At 56.3% G+C, this 25,763-nt stretch carries 23 protein-coding genes; 5 read left to right on the top strand and 18 right to left on the bottom strand.

Translation table 11 applies throughout. The features are described from left to right. Positions 1 to 8 precede the first annotated feature (8 nt). Complete coding sequence (locus Dvar_RS02450) at positions 9 to 1,154, top strand: cysteine desulfurase family protein (RefSeq protein WP_419660143.1); 1,146 nt, start codon at positions 9 to 11, stop codon at positions 1,152 to 1,154. Positions 1,155 to 1,237: 83 nt separating this feature from the next. After that, on the top strand, positions 1,238 to 2,338 hold the full coding sequence (locus tag Dvar_RS02445) for a GGDEF domain-containing protein (protein ID WP_419660142.1): 1,101 nt from the start codon (positions 1,238 to 1,240) through the stop codon (positions 2,336 to 2,338). On the opposite strand, the gene Dvar_RS02440 is transcribed toward Dvar_RS02445, so the two are convergent. The 17 genes from Dvar_RS02440 to Dvar_RS02360 form a co-directional block, all read right to left on the bottom strand. Beyond that, complete coding sequence (locus Dvar_RS02440; protein WP_419660141.1) at positions 2,335 to 3,075, bottom strand: TIGR03943 family putative permease subunit; 741 nt, start codon at positions 3,073 to 3,075, stop codon at positions 2,335 to 2,337. The genes Dvar_RS02445 and Dvar_RS02440 overlap by 4 nt on opposite strands. Further along, the gene (locus Dvar_RS02435) at positions 3,072 to 4,124 is read right to left on the bottom strand and encodes a permease (protein WP_419660140.1); all 1,053 of its coding nucleotides are present in this window, start codon (positions 4,122 to 4,124) and stop codon (positions 3,072 to 3,074) included. The genes Dvar_RS02440 and Dvar_RS02435 overlap by 4 nt, the downstream gene beginning before the upstream one ends. After that, positions 4,125 to 4,553, bottom strand: coding sequence for a Fur family transcriptional regulator (locus Dvar_RS02430; protein ID WP_419660139.1), 429 nt, complete (start codon positions 4,551 to 4,553; stop codon positions 4,125 to 4,127). 1 nt (position 4,554) lies between these two features. Then, entirely contained in the window at positions 4,555 to 5,424 is an 870-nt protein-coding gene (locus tag Dvar_RS02425) for a metal ABC transporter permease (RefSeq protein WP_419660138.1), read from the bottom strand. Positions 5,425 to 5,427: 3 nt separating this feature from the next. Then, positions 5,428 to 6,228: a metal ABC transporter ATP-binding protein gene (locus Dvar_RS02420; RefSeq protein WP_419660137.1), complete on the bottom strand. Its 801-nt coding sequence runs from the start codon at positions 6,226 to 6,228 to the stop codon at positions 5,428 to 5,430. Then, positions 6,215 to 7,138, bottom strand: coding sequence for a metal ABC transporter solute-binding protein, Zn/Mn family (locus Dvar_RS02415; RefSeq protein ID WP_419660136.1), 924 nt, complete (start codon positions 7,136 to 7,138; stop codon positions 6,215 to 6,217). The genes Dvar_RS02420 and Dvar_RS02415 overlap by 14 nt, the downstream gene beginning before the upstream one ends. A gap of 314 nt (positions 7,139 to 7,452) precedes the next feature. Then, positions 7,453 to 7,992, bottom strand: coding sequence for a transposase (locus Dvar_RS02410; RefSeq protein ID WP_419660135.1), 540 nt, complete (start codon positions 7,990 to 7,992; stop codon positions 7,453 to 7,455). Positions 7,993 to 8,081: 89 nt separating this feature from the next. After that, positions 8,082 to 9,326, bottom strand: a complete 1,245-nt coding sequence (locus Dvar_RS02405) for an ATP-binding protein (RefSeq protein WP_419660134.1) — start codon at positions 9,324 to 9,326, stop codon at positions 8,082 to 8,084. Positions 9,327 to 9,431: 105 nt separating this feature from the next. After that, a complete protein-coding gene (locus Dvar_RS02400) occupies positions 9,432 to 10,184 on the bottom strand; it encodes a tetratricopeptide repeat protein (protein ID WP_419660133.1) in 753 nt (250 codons plus the stop codon). Continuing rightward, positions 10,181 to 11,911 carry a BatD family protein gene (locus tag Dvar_RS02395; protein ID WP_419660132.1) on the bottom strand — a complete coding sequence of 577 codons (1,731 nt, stop codon included), beginning with the start codon at positions 11,909 to 11,911 and terminating at the stop codon, positions 10,181 to 10,183. Before Dvar_RS02395 ends, Dvar_RS02400 begins: the two co-directional genes overlap by 4 nt. A gap of 150 nt (positions 11,912 to 12,061) precedes the next feature. Continuing rightward, positions 12,062 to 13,864, bottom strand: a complete 1,803-nt coding sequence (locus tag Dvar_RS02390) for a VWA domain-containing protein (protein WP_419660131.1) — start codon at positions 13,862 to 13,864, stop codon at positions 12,062 to 12,064. Then, the gene (locus tag Dvar_RS02385) at positions 13,861 to 14,859 is read right to left on the bottom strand and encodes a vWA domain-containing protein (protein ID WP_419660130.1); all 999 of its coding nucleotides are present in this window, start codon (positions 14,857 to 14,859) and stop codon (positions 13,861 to 13,863) included. Before Dvar_RS02385 ends, Dvar_RS02390 begins: the two co-directional genes overlap by 4 nt. Before the next feature lie 119 nt (positions 14,860 to 14,978). Then, positions 14,979 to 15,698: a DUF4381 family protein gene (locus Dvar_RS02380; protein WP_419660129.1), complete on the bottom strand. Its 720-nt coding sequence runs from the start codon at positions 15,696 to 15,698 to the stop codon at positions 14,979 to 14,981. Next, positions 15,695 to 16,528, bottom strand: coding sequence for a DUF58 domain-containing protein (locus Dvar_RS02375; protein ID WP_419660128.1), 834 nt, complete (start codon positions 16,526 to 16,528; stop codon positions 15,695 to 15,697). The genes Dvar_RS02380 and Dvar_RS02375 overlap by 4 nt, the downstream gene beginning before the upstream one ends. A gap of 150 nt (positions 16,529 to 16,678) precedes the next feature. Then, on the bottom strand, positions 16,679 to 17,653 hold the full coding sequence (locus Dvar_RS02370) for an AAA family ATPase (protein ID WP_419664058.1): 975 nt from the start codon (positions 17,651 to 17,653) through the stop codon (positions 16,679 to 16,681). A 378-nt stretch (positions 17,654 to 18,031) separates the two neighbouring features. Next, positions 18,032 to 18,457: a transposase gene (locus Dvar_RS02365; protein ID WP_419660127.1), complete on the bottom strand. Its 426-nt coding sequence runs from the start codon at positions 18,455 to 18,457 to the stop codon at positions 18,032 to 18,034. Between the two features lie 288 nt (positions 18,458 to 18,745). Beyond that, a complete protein-coding gene (locus tag Dvar_RS02360) occupies positions 18,746 to 22,501 on the bottom strand; it encodes a hydantoinase B/oxoprolinase family protein (RefSeq protein ID WP_419660126.1) in 3,756 nt (1,251 codons plus the stop codon). Between the two features lie 98 nt (positions 22,502 to 22,599). On the opposite strand from Dvar_RS02360, the gene Dvar_RS02355 reads away from it, so the two are divergent. The 3 genes from Dvar_RS02355 (at position 22,600) to Dvar_RS02345 (ending at position 25,087) form a co-directional block, all read left to right on the top strand. After that, positions 22,600 to 23,379 (top strand): substrate-binding periplasmic protein, encoded by a 780-nt coding sequence (locus Dvar_RS02355; RefSeq protein ID WP_419660125.1) that lies wholly within the window; start codon positions 22,600 to 22,602, stop codon positions 23,377 to 23,379. A 41-nt stretch (positions 23,380 to 23,420) separates the two neighbouring features. Then, a complete protein-coding gene (locus tag Dvar_RS02350) occupies positions 23,421 to 24,140 on the top strand; it encodes a lysophospholipid acyltransferase family protein (RefSeq protein ID WP_419660124.1) in 720 nt (239 codons plus the stop codon). Positions 24,141 to 24,286: 146 nt separating this feature from the next. Beyond that, on the top strand, positions 24,287 to 25,087 hold the full coding sequence (locus Dvar_RS02345; RefSeq protein WP_419660123.1) for a substrate-binding periplasmic protein: 801 nt from the start codon (positions 24,287 to 24,289) through the stop codon (positions 25,085 to 25,087). Here the strand turns inward: Dvar_RS02345 and Dvar_RS02340 are convergent. Next, entirely contained in the window at positions 25,045 to 25,752 is a 708-nt protein-coding gene (locus tag Dvar_RS02340; protein WP_419660122.1) for a phosphate ABC transporter ATP-binding protein, read from the bottom strand. The two genes, Dvar_RS02345 and Dvar_RS02340, sit on opposite strands and share 43 nt — an antisense overlap. Positions 25,753 to 25,763 lie beyond the last annotated feature (11 nt).

Raw genomic sequence — 25,763 nt, 5'->3', positions numbered from 1 at the left:
GACCGACCATGGTAGATCCCATTTATTTAGATTATAACGGCACCACCCCTCACGACCCGGAAGTCATCGCGGCCATGCGGCCGTTTCTGGAAACCGAATTCGGCAACCCCTCCAGTTCCCACTGGTATGGAATTCGCCCCAAAAAAGCGGTTGAGGCGGCCAGGCAACAGGTGGCCGGCCTGCTGAACTGTAAGCCCCGGGAAGTTTTTTTCACCTCCGGCGGCACCGAATCCAACAATCATGCCATCAAAGGCATGGCCCGGGCGCTAAAGGAAAAAGGCCGTCATCTGATCACCACCACCGTGGAACACCCGGCTGTGCTGGAAGTGTGCCGGCACCTCGAACAGGAAGGATTCGAAACCACCTATGTTGCCGTGGATGAAACCGGCATGGTGGATGTGGATGACATTGGCGCCGCCATCCGGCCGGATACGATTCTGATTTCCGTCATGCATGCCAACAACGAGGTGGGTACGATCCAGCCCATCGCCCGGATCGCCGCCCTGGCCCACAGCAAGGGTATCGTGATGCACACCGACGCCGCCCAGAGCATGGGGAAAATCCCCACCGACGTTCACACACTCGGCATTGACCTGCTCAGTATCGCCGGCCATAAACTCTACGCCCCCAAGGGCATTGGCGCGTTGTTTGTAAAAGACGGCCTGCTTCCAGAAAAATTCTGCCACGGTGCCGGTCAGGAAATGGGCTGGCGGGCGGGCACGGAAAACGTCCTTGAAATCGTGGGACTGGGCAAAGCCTCGGAAATGGCCGATCGAAGCCTGGACCACACCCAAGTCCACCTGATGGCCATGCGCGATCGCCTGCATCAGGGATTGACCGAGCGCCTGGACGATATAAGGCTCAACGGCCACCCTGAACTGCGGCTACCCAACACCGTAAGCCTTTCATTCAAAGGGCTGGAAGCCAACCGTATCCTGGAAGAGATCGGCCTGGAGGTCGCCGCTTCGGCAGGCGCGGCCTGCCATTCCGACACGATCAGCCTGTCCCACGTGCTCGAAGCCATGCAGGTTCCCATGGCCTGGGCCAAGGGAACGGTGCGTTTTTCCACGGGACGCATGACCACGGCCGAGGAAATCGACCGTGCCGTGGACGTGGTGGTAGGGGCGGTCACCCGGCTGCGTCAGGATCACTAGCCTTCATGTTGGCAGGGGGACGAACTTGTGTTAAACCATTGACCAGGTATAAATCCCACTGATTCAACCACAGGCAGGCACCAATGAGCGACTCTGTTGTTGGCAAGCTACCGGACGCGGCGTATCCCGGCAAAATTATTGGCGGACCCTACAGTCAACGGCTGCAATCCTATATCGCCGAATGCATTGACGCGCTATTGCGCCTGGACAGCATCGGTAATCCCGCCATCACGTATATTTCCGCCTGGCACGATGCAAAAAAAGGAATGTGGTATGAATATCTGAGCCCGCGGTTTACCGAATTGTTTGCGTGTGATCAACATGGGTTCACCGAACGGTTCCGCAGCAGCATCATTGAAAGACGGGTCTACAAAAAGCATAAAGACAAGCTGCGGGTAGAGACCCAAACCATTACCAATGGGGACATTCACAAGTCCAGAAGCCACCTGCGCAACGAAGGCAAAGCCAAGGGGCTGGTGGAAGCCATCTACAAAGTGACCTTGCCGGGTGGACATAGCGGGTGGCTGAAAGATCAGGCCATTGTGGAAGCCTTTGAAACAGACGGCATCCTGCTCTCCAGCGGATGTCTGACCGATGTCTCAAAGGAGATGGAGGCCGAGGCCGCACTCAAGCAAACCGAGGCGGCCCTGCAAAAGGCCAACCTGCAGTTGCAGCAACTGGCCACCCTGGACGGATTGACCCAGATCGCCAACAGACGGCGACTGGACGACTGGATCGACGCCCAGTGGCGCCACCTGACCCGCAAAAAAGATCCCCTTAGCCTAATCATGTGCGATATTGATTACTTCAAGCGCTACAATGATACCTATGGCCATCAGGCCGGTGATGATTGTCTGAAACGCATCGCCCGGACCATCGCCCATGCCGCGCGCCGATCATCGGATCTGGTGGCGCGCTATGGTGGTGAAGAATTTATCGTGGCCCTGCCCAATACCAACATTAACGGAGCCGAAATGGTGGCCCGGGACGTCCAGGATCGGGTTTCCCGGTTGAAGCTTGTCCATGCCGACTCTCCCATCGGTGATCATGTCACCCTCAGTATGGGAATTGCCACCATGACTCCCAATGCAGACACCGTCCCCGCCGAGCTCATCAAACAGGCCGATCAGGCCTTGTACGACGCCAAGAAGAAGGGGCGCAATCGGATCGTTCTGTTCTCTTAGAAAAACAGGTATTGCTCGGCTGTAACCGGTGCCGCCTTCTTCTCGATACTATCCGCCCGGATCACCGGCACATCCGTACCATTGAAATTGACGATCGTCAGCGTGCCGTCCACGCGGACCCAATTCTCATCATCAAAGGCCGTGACATCGGGATGCTCCACAAACATCCATACCGGCAGGGCATCGGCGGCACAGCAGAAAATGGCAAAGCGGAACAGGGTCAGATGATTGGGCGGCATAATGGCCGGCCGGTAAACCAGCCCTTCGGTAACCACCCGTTTGCCGTCCAGTTGCTTCATTTGCCTGGCGATCTCCAAGAGGGTGAAGGTCTGCGAACCGTCCGCTTTTGTTGGTTTGTTTTTTCCACTTTCAATCAGCCGGGCCAGGGTCTGCTGCTCTGTTCCCGTGTATTTGCGGGTCAGGGCGTGGGCGCCCATGTTCTGATCCATGGCAAAGACCAAAAAGACCAGGGGCGTGGCCAGCACCAGCGCCTGCACACTGTGGACGATAAGCGGCCAGCCGGCATGATCGCGCGTCGGCCCCCGCACAATGACAAAAATAAAAACCGCCAGCAACAGGGCGCCGGCCGTGAGAAATGGACGGAACCGGGGGTGCAAAAACGCCGTGTCGTTGCCGGTCAGCAGCAGCCACCCCAGTGCACCCACGAATGCCACAAACACCAATGCGTCAAGATAGCGCAGCAACCGCCCCACGACGTTTATCCGCTCCGCCATCATGGCCCCACCCCCTGCATCAACAGCATCGTTAAAAAGACAACTACGGCGGTGGTCGTCGAGAGGACCAGGATCAGGCGTTTTCTGAACATCCGGAAGTACATGGCGATCAGCTTCAAATCCAGCATGGGCCCCAGCACCATGAAGGCCATCTGGGCGGCAAAGGGCAGCATCGTCCGGAAGGAGGCGGCCACAAAGGCATCGGCCTCGCTGCACAGGCTGAGCAAAACCGCCAGACTCATCATCAGCAAGATGGAGGCGACCGGCGATCCGATCAACTCGGCCAGCTCACCCCGGACGACCAGGGTTTGCAGCAGGCCGGCGGCAACAGCACCGAACACCAGAAAGCGACTGATATCGACAAAATCAGCCGCCGCGTGCCGCATGGCCCACGCGGTTTTTGTCCACAAACCGGCTGATCCAGTGGCAACGCAATTCGCATGCGTATCACCTGGCAGCACGGAAGCAATACTCACCAGGGCCGATTGACGGGTAAACATCCAATCGATGAAAAACCCCACCATCACGGCAATCAGGTAACCGATCAAAAGACGAGCGCCGGCCAGACGAAAGTCATTGCCATAGGCCACGGCCGTGGAAAAAAACACCAACGGATTGACGATGGGTCCGCCCAGCAAAAAGGCGATGCCGGCGCCCAGGGGCAGCCCTTTGGCAAACAGCCGGCGCACCACCGGTACAATGGCACATTCGCATACGGGAAAAACCATGCCCAGGCCGGCGGCCAGAAGAATGGCCGATAGCCGGCCGGACGGCAAAATGCGCAGGATCACGGCTTTGGACACAAACACCTCGATCAATCCGCCGATGGCCGCCCCCAGCAGCATGAACGGCAGCGCTTCCAAAAAAATGGCCACAAAGGTGATGCTGAAGGTGGCAAATGCGGGGGTGTGCCGATAAAAAACAATCAGGATGGCAAGAATGGCGATGAAAGCAAACTGGAGCAACACAGCAAGGCGCATGGTCGGCGCCGTGGATGGTAAGCCGTGCGTATGGGCACAACAGGCGTCATCGGCGGGAGTGGTGGACTTCATCTACTTCAGACAATTCTTGCAGATGCCATCGATGCGGATCTCCACCTTATCGATACGGCCGGGAAAGGTCTTCCACAGGGCCGTCGTGTCCACAGTGAGGCTTTCCGGCGCCAGGCAATCCATCTGTCCGCAACGTTTGCAGTAAAAATGGGCATGGGCCTGATGATGCTCGTTGGGGGCCATGCCGTAATAAAAGGCTCGCCCGCCGGTACTGAGCCGGTCCACCACCCCATTGTCAACAAGTAAATCCAGAATCCGGTAGACCGTTACGCGGTTGATGCTGGTGCTGCGCTCAAGAATGTTGAAAATATTCGTGGCCGAGAGGGGATAATGGTTGTTGCCGATCACTTCGAGTACGGCGATCCGATTGGGCGTGGGCTCCAGGCCGGCACGGCTTAGCAACGTTTCATAATTGCATTGATTGCACATATCAGCTCCTTTGGGGATCAAAGGCTTGCGTTTTTTCCCTGGTTACTGCCAATGAAGGACGTTTGCGGGTGCTCAACCGGCGCTGAACGAAAAGATTAAGGAAGAAAAAAACGCCGGCTACCAGAATAATCGATGCCCCCGAGGTCAGATCGAACGAGTAGGAGATCCACAGTCCGGAAACGGTGAACAGTACGCCCAGCAGACTCGAGCCGACCATCATGGTCAGCATGGAGCGGGCATAGCCCTCCATGATAAACGGCGGGATGGTCAACAAGGCAATCACCAGAATCAGACCCACCACCTGAATCACCATGACCACGGTCACGGCCAGCATACCGATGAGCATGAAATAAAGGGCGGTGACCGGAACGCCGCGAATGCGGGCAAACTCTTCATCATAGGAAAGCGCCAACAGATCCGTGTAATACGTCACCACCATAACCAGAATAAAAATGCCCATGCCGACCATGATCCACAGGTCGCGGTCCGGAACGGTCAGGATACTGCCGAACAAATAACTCATCAGGTCCACATTATAACCGGGTTTCAGATCGATCAGGATGATGCCTACGGCCATGCCCACGGCCCACAGCACACCAATGATGGTGTCGGCCCGGTGCTTGGCCTTGATGGTCACGGCAGCCATGACCATGGCGGCCGTCAGGGAAAAGCCGAGCGTTCCCACCAAATAGGGCCAGCCCATATAAAATGCCAGACCGATGCCGCCATAGGCGGCGTGGGCGATCCCACCGGATAGAAAGACAATCCGGTTGACCACCACCAGGGTGCCCATGATACCGCAGATAACACTGGCCAAAAGACCGGCCATCAGGGCATTTTGCATGAACTCGAATTGCAGGGCCTCGATCATGGATCACTCCTCGTGCTGCTTGAGCACGCGATGAGGCAGGCGGCCGTGGGTAACCAGTTCCACGGGGCAGACCTCTTCGTCGGTGCAAGGGTACATGGTTTCCAGCATTTCGCCGGTGATTTCGGCATGATGGTGATAATGCAAGCGACGATTCACGCAGGCCACGGACTTGACATAGGTCGAGATCACCAACAAATCGTGGCTGACGACCACAATGGACACCTCGTCATTGAGTCGTTTGAGAAGCTGATAAAACTCGGTCTGTCCCCGGGTATCGATACTGGCCGTGGGTTCGTCAAGCAGAAGCAGCTTTGGATGGGTGACCAGGGCCCGGGCAATGAAAACCCGCTGACGCTGGCCACCGGAAAGCTCACCGATGCGACGGTCGGCAAAGTCGGCCATATCGATGCGATCCAGCACGTCCAGGGCGTCATGGCGATCCTGGGCACTGTTTTTTGCCCAGCGCCGGCCCGGCGCCAGCTTACCCATCAGGACCACATCCATGGCCGTGATGGGGAACCGACGGTTGATGTTCACATCCTGGGGCACATAGCCGATCTGATGGGATACCCGCGATGGCCGCCGCCCTAAAATGCGGATCTCTCCGCGGTCAGGCTTGAGCAATCCCAGCATCAGCTTGAGCAGCGTGGTCTTTCCGCCACCATTGGGACCGATCATGGCGACGAAATCCCCTTCTGTGACGGTCATGTTGACACTTTCCAGGATTCGCTGCCCGTTATAGGCAAAATCCAAATCCGTGATCTGGATAATGGCGTCACCGATATCAGGGTCATTGGAGTGCATGTTTGAGTTCCTCGGCAGCCTTTTGCAAATTGGTTGCCCAATCCAGGGCCAATGGATCGACGACAGCCACCCGGCCATCGATGGCTTTGGAAATCTGTTCGGCGCTTTTGGTGGAAAATTGGGGCTGAACAAAAACGACCTTAATGCCATCGCTGCGGGCATGCTCGATCAGTTCTTTGAGCTGGGCCGGCTTGGGGCGCTTGCCTTCGATTTCAATAGGCACCTGCCTCAACCCGTAGGTATGGGCAAAGGTCCCCCACGAAGGATGGAAAACCATAAAAGGCGCCCCCTTGAACCGGTCAAAGGTGGACCGCAATTGGGCATCCAGATCCACCAACTGCATGATAAACGCACGATAATTGGATTCATATATCGATCCATGGGCCGGGTCAACCGCCTGCAGGGCGGTCAGCATCGAACGCGCCTGAAGCATCACCAAAGGCGGAGAGAGCCAGATGTGGGGATCAAGATTGCCCGGGCCATGGTCGTGCCCGTGATCCTGGTCGTGTTCAGCATCGGACGGGTGCGCGCTTTCCCCGTGCCCATGCCCATCATGGGTCGCCATGGGTCGTTTGCGGATGTCGCTGTCGGTATGCACGATGCGAAGGTTGGGATTCATGGCCGACAGTTTGCCCAGCCGGGCTTTTTCAAATTCAATGCCCACGGCAAAGTAGAGTTTGGCCTTGGACAGGGCCACCATCTGCTGGGGTTTGGGCTCGTAGGTGTGCGGGTCGGCGCCGGGCTCCACCAGAATCTGCACATCCACAAGATCCTTGCCAATCTGTTGCACGAAGTAGGCCTGGGGGGCGATGCTGACGAAAACCGGGATGCGGTCCGCGGCCGATACCGATGCAATCAACAGGTAAAATGCAGCAACCACGTAAAATATTGATCTCGCACGTTGACGCATGAACAGCCTCCAATGATTTCGATTGTATTGATGGGTACTGCCTTGGGAAAAAGATCTTCATGCAAATCTATTGCACAGGGTGGCCCTTGGCAAGGGGGTGGATGAAATTGATTTTTGCCACGGTAGGGGCAGGCCCCTGTGCCTGCCCTCGTTTTGGGGCCGGCTCACCATATTTTCCTACAGATGGCACAATCGAACCACACCGGAACACAGGGCAACCACGGGGGGTTGAAGGGCAACCACGGGGGGTTGCCCCTACGGGGGCCATGATGACCACAATCCCGTTAATGGGGTTGGGTATAAGGACGAATTCGTCATAGAGCCACGTACAACCGGTCCAATGTCCATCGTGCCGGATTGTTCTGGATGTATTCTCGCAGGCCGTTTAATTCCGGTTCGCTGCGGATGATGTGTTCCCGGTAGTTGCGCTGCCATACCTTTGCACCGGTTGTGTCGCGCATGGTGTTGATACGCCGGGTGACGGCGGATTTGAAGGCTCGAACAATCGTTGGAACAGAACCGGCAATGGGCCTGCCGAATCGTTCGCGGGTGGGTGTAGGGGCACGGCGCGCCGTGCCCCTACGGGACCGCATGCAGACAATCCCATGAAAATGATTGGGCATCACCACCCATTCATCCAATTGGATTTCCATACGAATGACGGCGGTTTGCAGCCATTCATCGGCAACGATGCGGCCGATATCATTTAATTGCATCTGGCCGTTGATGATATCGCCGAATAGGCAAAAATGTTGGTGGGTGCAAATTGTGATGAAATACGCTCCTTTCGAGGCATAATCGTACCCCGACAACCGGATGGATCGGCGTTTATGGATGGTGGGATCGTATTTCATTTCAGCCCAATCCCCCTCGTAGGGGCGATCGGCGGTTCGCCCCTACAAATCGGTCGGCCGGAAAGACCATTCTCATTATCCCTATACGATCACGTCGTTTCCCAAAGCGCACGGATTGGAATGGCATACAATCTATCGCCAAAGCCGGCGATATTCTCCCCATCATAGAGTACAACCCCGGCGGCAAATCGTTCTCCGATCGCCTCACGAAGCTTTCTTAATCCCCGAAAATCTCTTTTCATTACTGTAGCAGCGGCTTTGACTTCTACACCTGCCACTCTACCGGCTTGCTCCAGTACAATATCCACCTCTACACCGTCCTTGTCTCGAAAATGGTGGAATTGAACAGGCGTATCGTTCCAGCTTGCTTGTCGTTTGAACTCCTGGAAGACAAACGTCTCCAGCAGCTGCCCCAGCATAACGCGATCCTTTAAAAGAAATTCGGCGTCCACACCGAGCAAAGCCGCGGCAAGGCCGGTATCTCCAAGATGCAACTTGGGCGTCTTGATAAGTCGGCGCAGTCGGTTGCTGTGCCAGGGTGGCAACTGTTCCAACAGAAATATCCTTTCCAATAGCACCACGTAGTCACGAATGGTCGGCCGGCTCAACTGGAACCCTGATGCCATTTCGGCAACATTAACTAATCGTGCGGTTTTTCCAGCGGCAAGCTGAAGCAGCCGTGGCAGTGAGCTTAAGGCGCTGATGCGGGCCAAATCACGTACGTCCCGCTGCACCAGCGTTTCAATGTAGTCGCGGTACCAAACTGCACCCCGTTTCGCTATGGGACGTAATAACGCGGGTGGATAGCCGCCTGCGGCAACCCGTTCAGCCAGCACAGGCCCAAGGCGTTCGAAACTTTGTTTACGAAACTGGGCGGCAAATAACACGTCAATGAAACGAGAGGCTTTGCCGGCTAATTCATCCTGTGATAGCGGGTGCAACCGCAGGATCTCCATGCGCCCTGCCAGCGAATCTGCCAATTTAGGAACCAGCAGCACATTGGACGAACCTGTCAAAATAAAGCGTCCCGGTCTGCGATCTCGGTCAACGGCCGATTTCAGCGATAGAAACAAAGCTGGAACACGTTGTACTTCATCTAAAATGGTTTTATCCGTCAGGTCGGCCACAAACCCCAGCGGATCGGTCTGAGCTGCAGCCAGTTGAACGTCGTCATCAAAAGTGATGTATTCATAACCCGCCACGTCACCGAACATGCGGGCCAAAGTCGTTTTGCCGCACTGGCGTGGACCATGGACCAACACCACAGGGGTGTCCTCCAGAGCCTCCTCCAAACGATGGTGTGCAAATCGTGGGAATATGATCGGCTTAGTCATTGCGTCTATTCGAAAGTCAAACATGCGGCCAAATGAAAGGTTACATATCGGCCAAATGAAAAGATGTCAAAGCGAAAATACAAGAACGGATTTACCAAACAGGCTCTAAATAATTCCTGCGTCCGCTTTCCTGACCCATCCAATCTTGTCCTTGGTGTAGCGGATAAGCAGATAATCCTCGGATTGTCTCTCCACTTTTACCTTGGTCCCGGCGTGCAGGACGAAAAGCTGGGTGGCGGTTTCGGAGAAACCGGAACGGACGGCGACCTCGGCAGGCAGGATGATGGCGCGTTTGATGCGGGCCGCTTCGATGTAATTAAACGCAGCCGTAGCGGAAAAGATCAGGGTGGCGGCGCCAACCAGAATGATACTGGGCCGCAGCAGATGTTTTTTGCGGATGGCCAGCACCGCCAGAGACCCCCAGAGCACCGCGTTGAGCGCCAGGGCGATCCAGCGGATGGTGTCCGCGCCAAGCTGGTATTTCCAGAAGAAGAGAATGCGCAAGATCGGTGATGCCTGTTTGACCGGCTCATCCTTGGTCAAAGTAAGCGCATAGTCGTAGTTGAAGTTAAGATCAGGATCCTCAGGGATGTGTTTCAGGGCGCGCTCATACCAGAGCAGGGCGTGGCCCAAATCGTCGTTTTTCAGGTAGGCATTGCCCAGGTTGTAAAACAGCCGGCCGTTGTCGATCCCATTGGCGGCAAGCTGTTCAAAGGCCTGGATGGCCGCCGGCCAGTTGCCGCTATTGTAGGCGGCCGTCCCATCCATGAAAATACGCGCGTCTTCGGTGGCCTGAACACCGGTCAGGATCGAGAAAATCAGCAGCAATCCCGCAATAATGGTAATCCAGGATTTCATCGCAAAAGCCTCCGCACCGTCTGCCGCGACCGATCCAGTAGATCGGCCCGTTTATCCGCGTCAAGAGACTGCCCTGAGTAGTTGAAGGACTCGATTTCCTCCAGCAGCCGGGCGGCGCTATCGGCCGATTCCTTATCCCAGCCGATCTCCAGAAGGTGCAATTTCGCCTCGGACCAGGTCAGCGAGGTCCCCATGCTATTCTGGCGACCAAGAATGGCCGACACCAGCGCGCGGTACAAGGCCGAGAGAAAATCGGCGTCCGATGTCCCATCTGCCGCTGCTGTTTTCAGGGCCTGGCGGGCCCGATCAGCCATGACCCGGCCTGGTGAGTCATCCTTGCGGGTCAGACGCATCGCCATGAGGGTGAGAACAAACCCCAGAAAGGGAACGGCCATCAATCCAATGAAGGCCAAAAGTGACAGCCGGCGCTCTTTTTCCAGGGCATCCAGGCCATCTTTGATGGGCAGGATATCCCGGCCGGTGAACTCCACCCGCTTTTTCAACGATGGCGGTTGACCGGGGGCGCCCCGGAATACATCGATGTCGGTGGCCCCTGTGGCCGACGGGGACACGTGAACGTCGAAAGCCGTGGCGCTCAAAGTTCGGTAGTCTCCCTGATCCACATCAAAATAGATCAGGCTAACCGGGTCGATTCGGTATTCCCCCGGCTTGACCGGCACCAGGGCCGTGCGGAAAACTTTGCTGCCCGAAATGCCGTCGGCAGCCTTTTGAATCTGTTCTTCGGGATTGTCGGCATAGGTTTTAAAATTCAACGGCGCAGGCACATCGGGCGCCATCGCATCCATGATATTGCCCCTGCCGCTGATGGTGACGGCCAGGGTGGTGGAGTCGCCCACCTGAAGGTCGGTTTTGTCCAGCGAGGCACTGATGTCAAACCGCCCAACCAGACCGGAAAACGGGGTTCCCGTTGGCCGTTTGGGCAACTCGCGCACGTTGACCGTCAAGGGATCGGTCTGCAGCACACGGGTGGTCATCTCCGTGCGACCGAAAAAGGCATCCATGCCGGCAAACGGACGTGGCCGGCGAGTGCGCTGGACCAACCCGACCTGAAGCACCGCGGGTTCAATAGTAAGCGACCCGGTCTTCACGGGCACCAGAATGAAAATTACCTCGGTGACGATGAACTCCCGGCCGTTGACCACCTTGCGGTACGTTTTATGGTCTTCGATCTCCTCGGCGTGAAACCCGTCAAAAGCCGGGGCCTTCTGGAACTTGGCCTCAGCCACCTGGACGGCATTGAACAAGCGAAAAGTATAAATGATCTGCTGGCCGACCCAGGGCGAATCAGTCGACACGCTCGCCGTCACGTACACATCCCGCTGGCCACTGTCGGCCGGCGGTTCCTCCGACACCTGGATGCGGATGGGCGTCGTATGGTGGACCTTGCCATCGATGGTCACGGGAATGGCGGGAATGGTCAGATTGCCGGCCTTGAGCGGAATGAGCGCATATTCATGAATCAGCTGGCGTGAAGTGCGACCGTTGACCATCTGAAAGCTGCTCGTGGAACCGCGGGAAATGGCTTTGAAGTCGGCCAGGCCGGACAGATCCGCCTCGCCCTCGCCCCCCTCGACGGACACCTGCAATCGGATCGACTCGCCCACCATGACCCGATTACGATCGACCACGGCACGCACGGTGGCTGCCTGAGCGCTGACGGCAGCGATCAGAAGCATCAAGATCGTTATGGTAAATGTTCTAATCATTGATATACTTTAAAGTTCAGTTCCGGACGGCGTCGTCAAAAGCCCAAGATCAAGGCTTGCTAATCCTTGAGGAGCGGAGGCGTACACTAAGTACGTTGGAGTGACGATGGATTCGCGTAACGCCGATATTGGGCTTTTGACGACGCCGGATTACCAATCCTTGTCCACCCGCTGCTTACCGGTCGCCGGCATCAACGCCCGCCCCGGCTGATCCTGCAGACGATTGAGCATCCGCTCGGCCTGGCCGGAATCATCGGCCTGTTTTTCCGTATCATCCGGCTGGGATGCGGCGGCGGCCTGCTGGTCCGCTTGCTGTTCATCCTGCTGGGGCGTACCAGAGGGTTCCGCTTGCTGATCCTGCGCCTGATCCTGCTCGCTGCCGGATTCGGGCTGCTGTTGATCCTGGTGTTCATCGGGGGCCGGTTTTTGATCCTGGCCCTGTTGCTGCTCCTGATCCGCTTCGGATGAATCCTGGTCCTGCCCGTCCTGATTGTCTTGGTTTTCCTGGTCCTGCTGATTCTTATCCGACTGTTGTTGCTGCTGCTGTTGCTGCTCCAGCACCTTTTCAACGAATTCCATATTTTCCTTGGTCAGCCGGTCATCGGGATCCATGGCCAGCGCCGCCTTGTAATGGTCAATGGCCGCCTGGGCATTCCCGCGCCGGAACTCGGCATTGCCCAGGTTGTAAAGCGTTTTTTGCTTCAAGCCTTGATCATCAGTCTCCAACACCTTTTCGTAATGTTCCACAGCAGCGTCGAAGTTACCGGTTTTATAGTAAGCATCGGCCACATTGTAAAGGGATTGGGGTTTGTCCGGGGCCTTGAGCTGGGCATCGACAAAGTGTTTGAGGGCCTTTTCATACTCACCGGCCTCAAACGCCTTGATACCCTGGCTGGTATCGTTGGCCCGGGCCGGGGCCGAGGGGATGATCAGCAAGGCCCCCAATAGTATCGATACCATGGTTTTGCGGGTCACGGGCAGCATCAGTTCGGCAAACAGACAGACCAGGGCCAGGGCCAGGGGCCACTGGAAGCGGTCTTCCCACACCTGTTTGCGGCTTGATGCAACCGTTTGCGCATCCATGGTGCGGCGGATCTCGTTGGTGTAAATCGTATCCAGATCCATGTCACCGGCCACGGAGCGCACATAGGTGCCACCGGTAATCACGGCCATTTTTTTCAATGTCTTCTCGTCCAGCCGCGAGAGCACAATCTGCCCGCTATTGTCTTTCTTGAAGCCGCCCGAGGCTTCGGGAATGGGCACGCCGTCACTGCCGCCCACGCCAATGCAGAACAACTTGATCTCTTTCTCCTTAAGCGATTCTGCGGCCTTGATCGGACTACCATCACCGGTGTTCTCGCCATCGGTGATCAGAATAATGGCCTTGTCGGCCCCGCTTTGCGGGTCAAACGCGCCCACGACCGTTTCCAGGGCACCGGTGATATTGGTGCCGCCGACCGGCAGATAGTCTGGTGAAAGCGCATTTAAAAAAAGGTTGAAGGCATCATAATCCAGGGTCAGCGGGCACTGCAGAAAGGCGCTGCCGGCAAAGGCGACCAGTCCCACACGGTCCCCCTGAAGCATGGACAGCAGATCGAATACTTCGCGCTTGGCCCGCTCCAGGCGGGACGGTTTGATGTCGGCTGCCGTCATGGAGCGTGAGCAGTCCAGGGCGATGATGATATCCACCCCGCGCTGGCGAATTTCCTGCCAGCGGAAGCCGTATTTGGGGCCGGCCAGGGCCAGGGCCGTGAAAAAGACCGCCGCGGCCAATAGTCCCCCCTTGATCCACCGCCGCCTTTCCGCCGATTCAGGAACGATGGTCGAGAGTCCATGCATGGATGAAAACCGGTGCAGAATTCCCCGCCGCCGCCGCATGCCGTAGACGATCACCAGTACCAGCAGCGGCACGACCCAGATGATAAACAACATCTCAGTACGAAAAAAACTCATGGTACCACCAGATACCTTGTATTCCGCAAAATTACATATAACGGGAGCAATAAAATGGCCGGGAACAACAACCAGGGATAGATCTCACTGTAATCGGCAAAGATATCCACTTTGACCTCGGTCTTCTCCAGCTTGTCGATGGTATCGTAGATCTGCTGCAGCCCGGAAAAGTCCTCGGCCCGGAAATAGAGTCCGCCGGTCTTCTCGGCAATGGCATTAAGTGTGTCCTCGTCGATGTTGACCCGCTGGTAAACATAGCGTTCACCAAAAAGCGGATCGTTGACCCGGAAAGGCGCCTTGCCGCGGGTCCCGACGCCGATGGTGTAGATCTTGATATTTTTCTCTTTCGCGATCTGGCCGGCGGTGTCCGGAGACAACTCGCCGGCATTACTCTGACCGTCGGTCAGCAAAATAATGATGTTGGATTTGCTCTCGATGTCAGCCAGCCGCTTGATGCTGATACCAATGGCATCACCGATGGCCGTGCGCTCCCCGGCCGCACCGATTTTCAGCCGATCCAGCATGCTGACCATGGTGTTGTAGTCACGGGTCAGCGGCAACTGCGTATAGGCATGGGTGCCGAACACCACCATGCCGATACGGTCGCCTGTGCGGCCGGCCACAAAATCCTGGACCACGCCCTTGACCGCCTCGAGGCGGTCGACCACCCGCCCCTTTTTTTTGAAATCAAGGGCCGCCATGCTTGTCGACAGGTCCAGGGCCAGCACGATGTTGATGCCTTCGGTCTGCACCTCGGTGCGCTCGGTGCCCCACTGGGGCCTGGCCAGGGCGACGATGATCAGCACCAGAGCCATGTACTTGATGGCCGGCACCAGCGGTTGCAGGCGCAAGACCGCGGATGACCCGATCCCGACCACCGGGAAAAGGGCGCTGCTGGCCATGGTCGGCGGGCGGTGGCGCCAGCGCCGGTACCATATCAAAAAAGGCACGAGCAGAAGCAGCAGAAAAAACCAGGGTGAGGCAAATCGCAGCATAAAAACACCAAATCCCAATCATCAAAAAACAAATAACAAACAAATCCCAATGGCTAAAGTCTCAAATCCCAAACCACACGATCATGAAATGATTGTGTTTCTGATTTGGATATTGAAATTTATTTGAGATTTGGGATTTGTTTTTTGGAATTTTCTTCTTTCTCCACCTTCTCATCCATCTCCGCCTCCGGCGTGGTCCGGCGCACAAAACCACGCACAAAAAGCAGGTCAGTCTCCATCTGCTGTTCCATAATGGTCACGCCGCCAAACTTGACCGGGTCCATGGCCCGGCAGAGCTGTTTCAACTGGCGGGCCAGTTCCCGGTCAACCGGCAGACGGGCAATACAGGGTAAAAATTCCTCGGTGGTCATCTCCGGTGCCCCCACGCCAAACCGGCCCCCAATATACTGGCGCAGAATCGCCGAAAGGCGAAAATAAAATGTCTTGCCGTCCTGGCCGCGAACATCGCTGATGTCCGAAAGGGCCTTATTGGCAATCATTTCCGGGGGCAATTCAGGGACGATGGTTTCAACCGTTTGTTGCTTGCGCCGGCGACGCCACCACCACCAGATCAAAGCCGCCAGGATCACCACGCCAGCCAGGGTCAGCAATACAGGCATCAACCAGGGGGCGTCGAACCCCACCGGCACCGGCGGGTGAATATCGTGGATATCGGTCATGGGCGCGGGCATATCCGGTGCTGCCTGGCCCGGTGCGGCCACCGGCCCCGCCGGGGGCGTGTTTTCCCCATCCGGCGCCGCGATCCCCTGGCCCAGCGTCATCAGCCATAAGACCAGTCCAATAGCGATGTGTGACCACGGTTTCATCATTGTCTTCATCGACGCCGTCGCTCCCGATACCGGAAATAGCGCACCAGGGCATCGGCCGCATCCCCGTTGGTGGGCATTTCAATACAATCCATATCCATGCTTTTATGGGTTTGCAGAATCCGGTCGTGGACAGCCTGCCGGCTTTTCTGAAACCGCTCGCGGGTTTTCCGGTCTCCAGCATCCAGGTAACGCACGGCCCCGCTTTCCAGATCGCGGAGGGCGACGATGCCGCCGTCGGGCAGATGGAATTCTCCGGGATCGGTGACCAAAACGCTGACCAGCTCATGCTTGCGGGCCGCCGAACGGATGCGCAGGGTCGTCTGACGATCGAAGTTCTCGGTGAGAAAATCGGACACCAGAAAAGCCACCGTGCGCTTGCGGCATACCCGGGCCAGAAAGTCCACGGCGGCAACAATGTCGGTGCCGGTATGCGCCGGCTGAAAGGTGAAAATCTCACGGATCAGCCGCCATACATGGGCCGAGCCCTTCTTGGGCGGAATGTAGCGCTCCACCTGGTCGGTAAAGAGAATGGCGCCGGCCTTGTCGTTGTTGCGAATAGCATTGAAGGCCAGAATCGCGGCGATCTCGGCCGCGGTTTCGCGCTTGATGCTGTCGGTGGTGCCGAAGCGGCCCGATGCACTCATGTCTACCAGCAGCATCACCACCTGCTCACGCTCCTCGCAGTAGCGCTTGATGAACGGCTTGCCCATACGGGCCGACACCTTCCAGTCAATGCTTTTGACGTCGTCACCGGGCGTGTACTCGCGCACCTCCTCAAACTCGATCCCGGCCCCCCGGAAAATGGACCGGTACTGGCCGGCCATGATCGTGTTGACCATGCGGCCGGTCTTGATGTGAACTTTTTTTATTTTTTTTATGATTTCAGGAGAAAGCATATTTTTAAAATGACAAATGCCAAAATCCAAATGTCAATTGGAGGAAATACATAACAACCTAAATTGCTTAAGCCTTCAGCCTACCCACCTACTTTACGGCACCTCCACCGAATCAAAAATTCGGCCGATGATCTGATCCGTATCGATGTCCTCGGCTTCGGCCTCATAGGTCAGCAGAATCCGGTGGCGCAACACGGACGGGGCAATGGTCTTGACATCCTGGGGCGTCACATAGGCACGGCCCTGTAAAAACGCATAGGCCCGGGCGGCCAGGCTGAGAAAAATCGTGGCCCGGGGCGATGCGCCGAACTGGATGTAATGGGCCACGTCAATGTTGTAGGTCTGGGGGTCGCGGGTGGCAAAAACCAGGTCCACAATATAATCTTTGAGTTTTTCGTCCATATAGACGCTGTTGATCAAACCTCCCACGGCGCTGAGTTCCTCCGGATCGAGCACGGGCTGGACCGGATCCGGGGCATCGAAGCCGACCCGTTTCATGATCTCCTTTTCCTCGGCCTTGTCCGGATAGTCGATCAGCAGCTTGAGCATGAAGCGATCCACCTGGGCTTCGGGCAATGGATAGGTGCCCTCCTGCTCGATGGGGTTCTGGGTGGCCAGAACCAGGAAGGGGTCGGGTAGCGTAAAGGTGGCGTCCCCAATGGTCACCTGGCTTTCCTGCATGGCCTCCAGAAGGGCCGACTGGACTTTGGACGGCGCACGGTTGATTTCATCGGCCAGGATAATGTTGTTGAACAAGGGGCCTTTTTTGATGCTGAAATCACCGGTCTTGGGGCGGTACACCTCGGTACCGATCAGGTCGGCGGGAAGCAGGTCAGGAGTAAACTGAATGCGTTTGAAGTCGGCGTGAACCGTGTCGGCCAGGGCCTTGACCGCACTGGTCTTGGCCAGGCCGGGTACCCCTTCGATGAGAATGTGCCCCCGCGTGAAAATCCCCATCAGCAGGCCATCGATCAATTCCCGCTGGCCTACCATGACCTTGCCGATTTCCTCCCGGATGCGGTTGACGACGAGATGTTTTTCTTCTATCTGCGCTTTCAATTCCTCCAGTGGCACGGCCGTCTCCTTTTGACTGGTATAAAATATCAAATGGTTATGTGTGGATATACCTCCTTTTAGAACATGGGAATAATAATTCGCGACACGGTCTTGTCAAGACGGGAAGACGGCTTGCCGGACGATCATATTTGTTATCGAGGATAGGCAGTTATAGCCTTAAACACGATAGCCAATTGACAATATTATTTTTTGGTAATGAAGGCTAAATAGCAATTGAGGGACGAACGTTATGGTCAATGGACCGCGCCGCACAGGTGGGTGTCTTATGCTGAGCAAAAATTTTTTCCCCCCTACAATGCCGGTATGGCTGCCCTGCCCGTTGTAGGGGCGAAAAATCTTTCGCCCTCATATCCGCAAATAAAAGCAATTTTATGGCGCTATGTATAATCGGTCCAGAGACCACCGATTTGGATTATTGTGGATGTACTCCCTCAGCCCCTTCAATTCTGGTTCGCTGCGGATGACGTGTTCCCAGTAGTTACGTTGCCAGACGTTTTGAATCGATGTATTTTGACGCACCCATTTGGTGACGCCGACTTTGAATCCGCGAATAACGGAACCGATTGTTTTTGATGTGCCCTTTGCCTGTCGGTTCGGTTGTAGGGGCGAAAAATTTTTCGCCCCTACAATGACGTTTTTCGATATAAACAAAATCCCATGAACATGGTTGGGCATCACCACGAATGCATCCAGGCGCACATGTGGAAAATGATCGGGGATTTCGTTCCAGCAGGTTTGAGCCATTTGACCGGTATCATTCAAATGCAAATGACCATCATCGATGATTCCAAACAAACATTCATGTTGATGCGTGCAGATAGTAATGAAATATGCCCCGGTCGATGCATAATCATATCCCGGCAACCGGATGGAGCGGCGTTTGTGAATTTTGGGATCGTACGGCATGACTGTATGGTCCCAGAAACATCGGCGGATGGCAAGGTTTGCTCATCGGACGAAAACGTCTACCTTCAATTTTCAATACAATTTCAAATAATTACCCGTAAATCAATGAAATTGTAAGGGCGAAAAATTTTTCGCCCCTACGGAAAACCCGGACCTGGCTATGGAATACCGGGTCGATCAGTCGTTCATTTTACCAAACCCACCACCGCCGGGCGTGAGAATCCGGAACCGGTCTCCGGGCCGGGCCAGGATTTCGTTCTTGGCCCCCAGGTTCAGCCGGTGTCCACCGCGGCGGATGAAAATGTTCCTCCCGCGCTTGCCGGGCTGCCCGCCCGCCAATCCATAAGGCGCAAAGACCCGGCGTTCGGAGAGAATCGCCATGTTGAGCGTTTCAAGGAACTCCACTTCGCGCACCAGGCCGTCCCCACCACGATGATTGCCCTTCCCGCCGGATCCTTCGCGGATGGAAAATTCGCGCAAGAGAATCGGATAGCGGCGCTCGAGAATCTCGGGGTCGGTGATGCGGGTGTTGGTCATGTGGGTGTGCACACCGCTCTGACCTTGCCAGGTGGGACCGGCACCGGCCCCGCCGCCAATGGTCTCGTAGTAGCCGAAACGTTCGTTGCCAAAGGTAAAATTGTTCATACAGCCCTGAGAGGCAGCCGCCACCCCAAAGGCCCCCAGCACCACGTCCACCACCCGCTGAGAGGTGAGCACGTTGCCTCCCACCACGGCGGCGTCTGCAGACGGATCCAGCAGGCTGTCCGGCGGGATATGGATGGTGATGGGAATCAGGCAGCCGTCGTTGAGAGGCAGGTCTTTTTCGATCAGGCAACGCAGGCTGTATAAAATCGCCGAACGGGTAACCGCGGCCGGGGCATTGCAATTGCCCCAGATTTCCGGACCGGTGCCGGTAAAATCAAAAACGGCGCTGCCGTTTCGTCGATCGATGGTCAAGGACAATACGATGGGGCTGCCATCATCCAGATGATCCACGGCCCGAACCGTACCTTTTTCCTGCATGCCCTTGGCCAGGGACAGGTCCTTGAGCCGGCTGCGCACCGCCGCCTCGGCAGCATCCTGAACATGGCCCATATAGGCGACCACCCCATCCAGGCCGTAATGATCGACCATCTCCAACACCAGCTCGATGCCCTTCTGGTTAGCCGCCACCTGGGCCTTTAGATCGGAGATGTTGTCGGCCAAAAGACGGGTGCCCGAAATGGCCGGGCGTCCCGGTTGAGCAGCCCGCTTACCCGGGGCCAGCAATAGCTTGGCGATCCCGGCTTCCTGGAAAATGCCGTTTTCCACCAGCTTGAAACTGGTGATGCAGGCCCCCTCTTCCTCGATGCGCCGGGAGTTCGGCGGCATGGAGCCGGGCGAGATGCCGCCGATGTCGGCATGGTGACCGCGGCTGGCCACCCAGAAAATAATCCGGCCGTCCTTGAACACCGGCGTGATCACGGTAATGTCCGGCAAATGGCTGCCGCCGGCCGCCGGATGGTTGGAGACCAGCACGTCGCCCGGCTGAAGCCGGCCGGCCTGACGGCGGATCTGCGCCTTGACCGCAGCGCCCATGGAGCCCAGGTGAACGGGCAGATGAGGCGCATTGGCCACCAGATCGCCGTCGGGACCAAACAGGGCACATGAAAAATCCAACCGCTCCTTGATATTGGTGGAAATGGCGGTTTTCTGAAGCATACGGCCCATCTGCTCGGCAATGGACATGAACAGGTTGCTGAAAATGGACAACTGCACCGGATCCACCCGGGTGCCCAGACGGCTGGTCACAGCTTCACCAACCTGAATTTCAACATCACCGAAAGCGCTGACCGTCGCCCGGCAGTCCGGTTCGACCACGATGGTGGCGGTGTCCTGGATGATGATTGCCGGGCCGTCGGTGATGTGTCCAGCCAAAAGATCCTTCATCCGGTAAACGGCGGCTTCCCGCCATCCGTCCTCGAAGTAGCAGGGTTTGCAATCCACTGGTACGGCCGGCCCATCGGCGGCGGCAATGGGAACTTTACGCAAGCCGGCCACCTGCCCCTCGGCGCGGACCCGAAGATCGTCCACATGAATGTCGCGGTCGGTCAGATCAAACCCGAATTCCCGGCGGTAGGTGGCCTTGAAGGCAGCGGCGAAATCACCGTCGACGGGCTCGGCGATCATCAACGCCGTGTCCGTGCCGTAGTAGCGCATGTTCAGATAGCAGGTCGCCTTGATCCGGCCCGGATCAAATCCCTGGGCCATCAGTTCCTGACGGGCATCGTCCTGCAACACGGCCAACCGATCCTGCAAGCCCTGTTCTTTTTCATCGCTGTAAATCACGGCGGCGGGCTGCTGACGCTCGGCCACCACATTGGCCATACCAATCCCGTAGGCCGACAAAATGCCGGAAAAACGATGGATAAAAATTTTCGAAATCCCCAGACTGCGCGCAATGGCACAGGCATGCTGGGCTCCGGCACCGCCGAAGGTGGCCAGCACGTGATCCTTGACGTCGAACCCGCGCATAACCGAAATCTCCCGGATGGGCCGCACCATGGTTTCGTTGGCCACCCGGATGAATCCCATGGCCACCTCCTCCACGGTCATGGCCTCCCGTCCCTTGCGGTCGTAATAGGCATTGATGGATCGGGCCAACTCTTCCATAGCCGACCGGGCGGCCTCCAGATCCAGGGGCTGATCCTCGGTGGGACCGAAAATCTTGGGGAAATAATCGGGCTGGAGCCGGCCCAGGATCAGGTTGGCGTCGGTGACCGATAGATGCCCGTTTTTGCGGTAGCACACCGGTCCGGGGTGAGCTCCGGCCGATTCAGGACCGACCATGACCATGCCGCTGTCGAAAAACAGCCGGCTGCCACCACCCGCGGCAACGGTCTTGATGTGCAGTTGGGGCGCCTGGATGCGCACCCCGGCGGTTTCGGTCTCGAACACCCGCTCATAGGCTCCGCCAAAGCGCGACACATCCGTGGAGGTGCCGCCCATGTCAAAACCGATCACCGGCTGGCGGGCATCATCACTGAAAGTAGTCATGGCATAACCGACCACTCCGCCGGCCGGTCCCGATAGAATCGCCCGGCTGCCGGTAAAATCATCGGCCCGTGCCAGACCGCCGTCCGACTGCATGAAAAGAAGGTCCGTGTCCTTGAGGCTGCCGGCAAAGCCATCGCGGAAGCTGTTCAGGTAGCTTTTGATATGGGGATTGAGGTAAGCATCGGTCATGGTGGTGTCACCCCGGGCCACCAGCTTGACCATGGGCATCACCCGGGAAGAAAGGGAAATCTGGGTGAACCCCATCTCCCGTGCCAGGCGGCCCACCGCCTCTTCGTGGGCCGGCCAGGCATAGGCGTGCATGAAAACCACGGCCAGGCTGCGGATGCCTTTGTTCAGAATTTTCTGTAGCCGGGCTCGCAAGGCCTCCACATCCAGGGATTTGCGCACCACCAGCCGCTCGCCGGTGATCCCCTCGATCACCCGTCCCTCGGGCGTTTTCTCATCCGCCCGCAGCATGCGCAGGCGTTCATCCACCTCGACCACCGCCTCGTATAAAAGGTCCGGTTTACGGATCTTGAGATCGAAAATATCGGGCCGGTCCTGATTGCCGATCTGCAGGATGTCCCTGAACCCCCGAGTGACCAGCAGCGCGCAGCGGGCCCCTTTACGCTCCAATAAGGCGTTGGTAGCCACGGTCGTGCCCATGCGGATCCATTCGATCATTTCGGCCGGCACGCTGTTTTTGGGGATATCCATGCTGGTGATCTCGGCCAATACGCGCCTGATCCCCTCCCGGGGCGCATCGTCATAATTCTGAGGGTCTTCGGAAAGCAGCTTGACCACCCGAAATCCCGGCTGACCGGGAACTTCGGCGTAAATGTCGGTAAAGGTGCCACCGCGATCGATGGAAAACCGAATTTTTTTTGGGTCAGTCATGTCTATTCACGTTGCAATGTCGAAAAATTTGGATAATGGGCCGTTTAAGTGTATATTCAAATTATCTGTCAAGCTTAATTATTTGATGGTGTACCCATATGCAAAAAATCATTCTGGTGCTTTTGTTGATGTTCCCGCAAATGCCGAATTGGATCAACGCCGATGAAGGCTCGGCCAAAGCGCCTGTGACTATCACCGGTCATCCGGGTCGACCGCCGTTCATTTATCGCGACGGCGATCAGATCGTGGGGTTGGGACCGGAGTTTGCCGGCATGGTTCTCTCCAGATTGGGCGTTGCCTATGAAAGCCGTTTCATGGGGCCCTGGAAGCGGGTCCAGGAATTGGCCCGCCAGGGCAAGGTGGATCTGATCGCCGGACTTTACCGCAACAGTGAACGGGAGACCTACCTGGCTTTTACCATACCGTTCATGGAGGATCCCACATCGGTATTTGTCAAAAAAGAAAAGGCCTTTGCCATTTCCACCCGCAAGGACCTGGTGGGCCGGCGGGGCGTCACCCTGTTCGGCGACAGTTTCGGCGAACAGATGGATCGCTTCATGAACAACCAACTGCGTATGATCCGTGCCTATTCCATTCAGGAAATGTTGGACTTGATTCTGACTGAGAAAGCGGATTATATGATTTTCGGACATTTCGCCGGCCGGGTGGCGACCATTCGGATGGGGCTTGAAAATGAAATCATTGTGGCCAAAAAAGATCTGGTGGTTGAAAATGTTTACCTGGCGCTATCCAAAAAATCAGCCCATGTGCATCTGCTCCCCGACATCGACCGTCAAATCCGCGAGCTGCGAGACCAAGGCGTTGTCGATGCTCTGATCGAAAAGCGAATCAGCCGCTACAAGTTGAAATCTGACTGACTCCAATTACCATTTGTCCCCCGGATTTTGAGGTACGTTGAATGAACATGTTGCGATCAGCGCTCTTGTGGACGGCGGGAACACTCTTTTTCGTCTCTTCTTTTACAATATTATCCATCGGGCTATTTATGCTTTCGCGCAAGCGGATGTTTGCTCTGGCCCGGTTTCTTTTTCGTATCCAGACACGGATCATGGGCATTCGCCTGACGGTTACGGGCCTTGAGCATATCGATCCTCGGCAAACCTACCTGATCATGGGCAATCACCAGAGCCTGTTTGATCTGTTCGTCATCCCGGCAGCCATCCCCTTGACCTATGTGGCTGTTGAAGCAGCCTACCACTTTCAGGTCCCCTTGTGGGGCAGCCTGGTAACCCGCTGGGGGTGTATTCCCATCCACCGCCGCAATCTGGAAAAAGCAAAGCAAAGCCTGGACATCGCTCGAAAGCGGCTGCGCTCGGGCGCCTCCATTATCATTCTGCCCGAGGGCCATCGCACCCTGACCGGCCATTTGGGGCCGTTCAAAAAAGGTCCTTTTCACCTGGCCCGCCAGGCCGGTGCGGACATCCTGCCCTTTGCCATCAGCGGCCTGTATGAATACAATCGCAAAGGGTCGCTTCAACTGAATCCCAAACCGGTGCATGTGACCATTGGTCCGGCAATTCCCTACGCCACCGTCTCGGGCATGACACCGGAAGTACTGCGCGATCACGTAAGGGGGGTGATTGTCGACCTGCTATACGATCGAAACGCAAATGGATAATAAACTTGCAGTATCCCTTTTTTAATGAGACAGTAGAAACCAAAAAAGCAATCATAGAGAAATGCTACCACTTCAAGTTCTTGGCCATGTGATCAGTATCAATTGCACTATCAACGCGGATGCACCATACTCAATGGACAGTCTACATGCGAATAATCATTGTGGTTTTATTGATTGCACTAATTCAACCGCCAAACGGGATCAATGCTCAGGAAGCCACTGCCGCGGCGCCTGTGATTATCACCAGTCATCCGGATCGACCGCCGCTAGCCTATCAGGATAACGAACAGATCGTCGGACTCTTCCCGGAACTTGCCGAAATTATCTTTTTCAAACTGGAAATTGATTACCAGAAGCGTTTCGTGGGGCCGTGGAAGCGGGTTCTGGCTCTGACCCGTCAGGGCACGGTGGATCTGATCGCCGGCATCTATCACAACCGCGAACGGGAAGCCTATCTGGTTTATTCAACGCCAATCTGTGAAGATCTCACATCTGTTTTCGTTAGAAAGGATAACCCCCTTGCCATTTCAGACCATCAGGACCTGATCGGACTGCGCGGTGTGACCCTGTTCGGCGACAGTTTCGGTGATTCGCTGGACCGCTTCATTGAGGATTATTTGCGCATGGTTCGGGTGTATTCCTCTGAAGAGATGTTCGATCTCCTATTAAGCGAAAAAGTGGATTATATGATCTTCGGGTATTACGCGGGACGCGTGGCTGCCAGCCAGATGGGCTTACAGGATCAAATTGCGGTGGCCCAGAAAGAACTGGCGGTTACAGACGTCTACTTTGCATTTTCAAAAAAATCGCCTCATATTGATCTTTTACCCGATATCAACCGGGAGATTGCCGATCTTCGCGATCAAGGCACGATCGATGACCTGGTCGAGGCGTACTTTGAGCGCTATTTGTTAACAACCCTTCCCCCCAACAGCGTCAACCCATAATCAGCAACCCGTTCAACCTGGGCCATATCATGTGACACCATGACGATCGTGCAGTTTTCTTTCAGACGCATGATCAACTGCTCGACAATCTCTGTGGCAGCGGCATCAAGGGAGGATGTGGGTTCGTCCAGGAGAAGAACTTCCGGTTTCAAGACCAGGGCTCTGGCAATACAAAGCCGCTGCTGCTGGCCGCCGGATAGATGGCGGGCGTCTTCGTGCAGCCGATCCTGCACCTCATCCCATAAAAAAGCCTGCTTCAGGGCGCGCTCCACGGCAAGCCTTTTTTGGCGTTTGTTTGATTCCCCGGACAACTTAAGGGGAAAGGCCACATTTTTATAGATGCTCATGGGCAGCGGGTTGGGAATCTGAAACACCATGCCCACCTGACGACGCAAGGCCGGCAGGGAGCACGAACGATGGTAAATATCCTGATAGTCTCCATTCAAATGAATGTGCACCCTGCCGCGCAGGTGCGCGCCGGGAATGTCTTCCCAAAGGCGGTTGAAAATAGAGAGCAATGTGGATTTGCCCTGCCCCGAGGGTCCCACCACGGCGGTGACGGCCAGGGCCGCAATGTCCAGCGTGAGATCCTTCAGGACCGTATTTTCTTTGTAGGCAAAAGACAGGTTGCGGACTTTTATTTTCACATCGCCGGGTGGGGGCATGTAACGCTCCA

Origin of the sequence: Desulfosarcina variabilis str. Montpellier (genome assembly GCF_048565275.1) — a bacterium.
Taxonomy (GTDB): domain Bacteria; phylum Desulfobacterota; class Desulfobacteria; order Desulfobacterales; family Desulfosarcinaceae; genus Desulfosarcina; species Desulfosarcina variabilis.
This window is presented reverse-complemented; position numbering and strand designations above follow the sequence as displayed.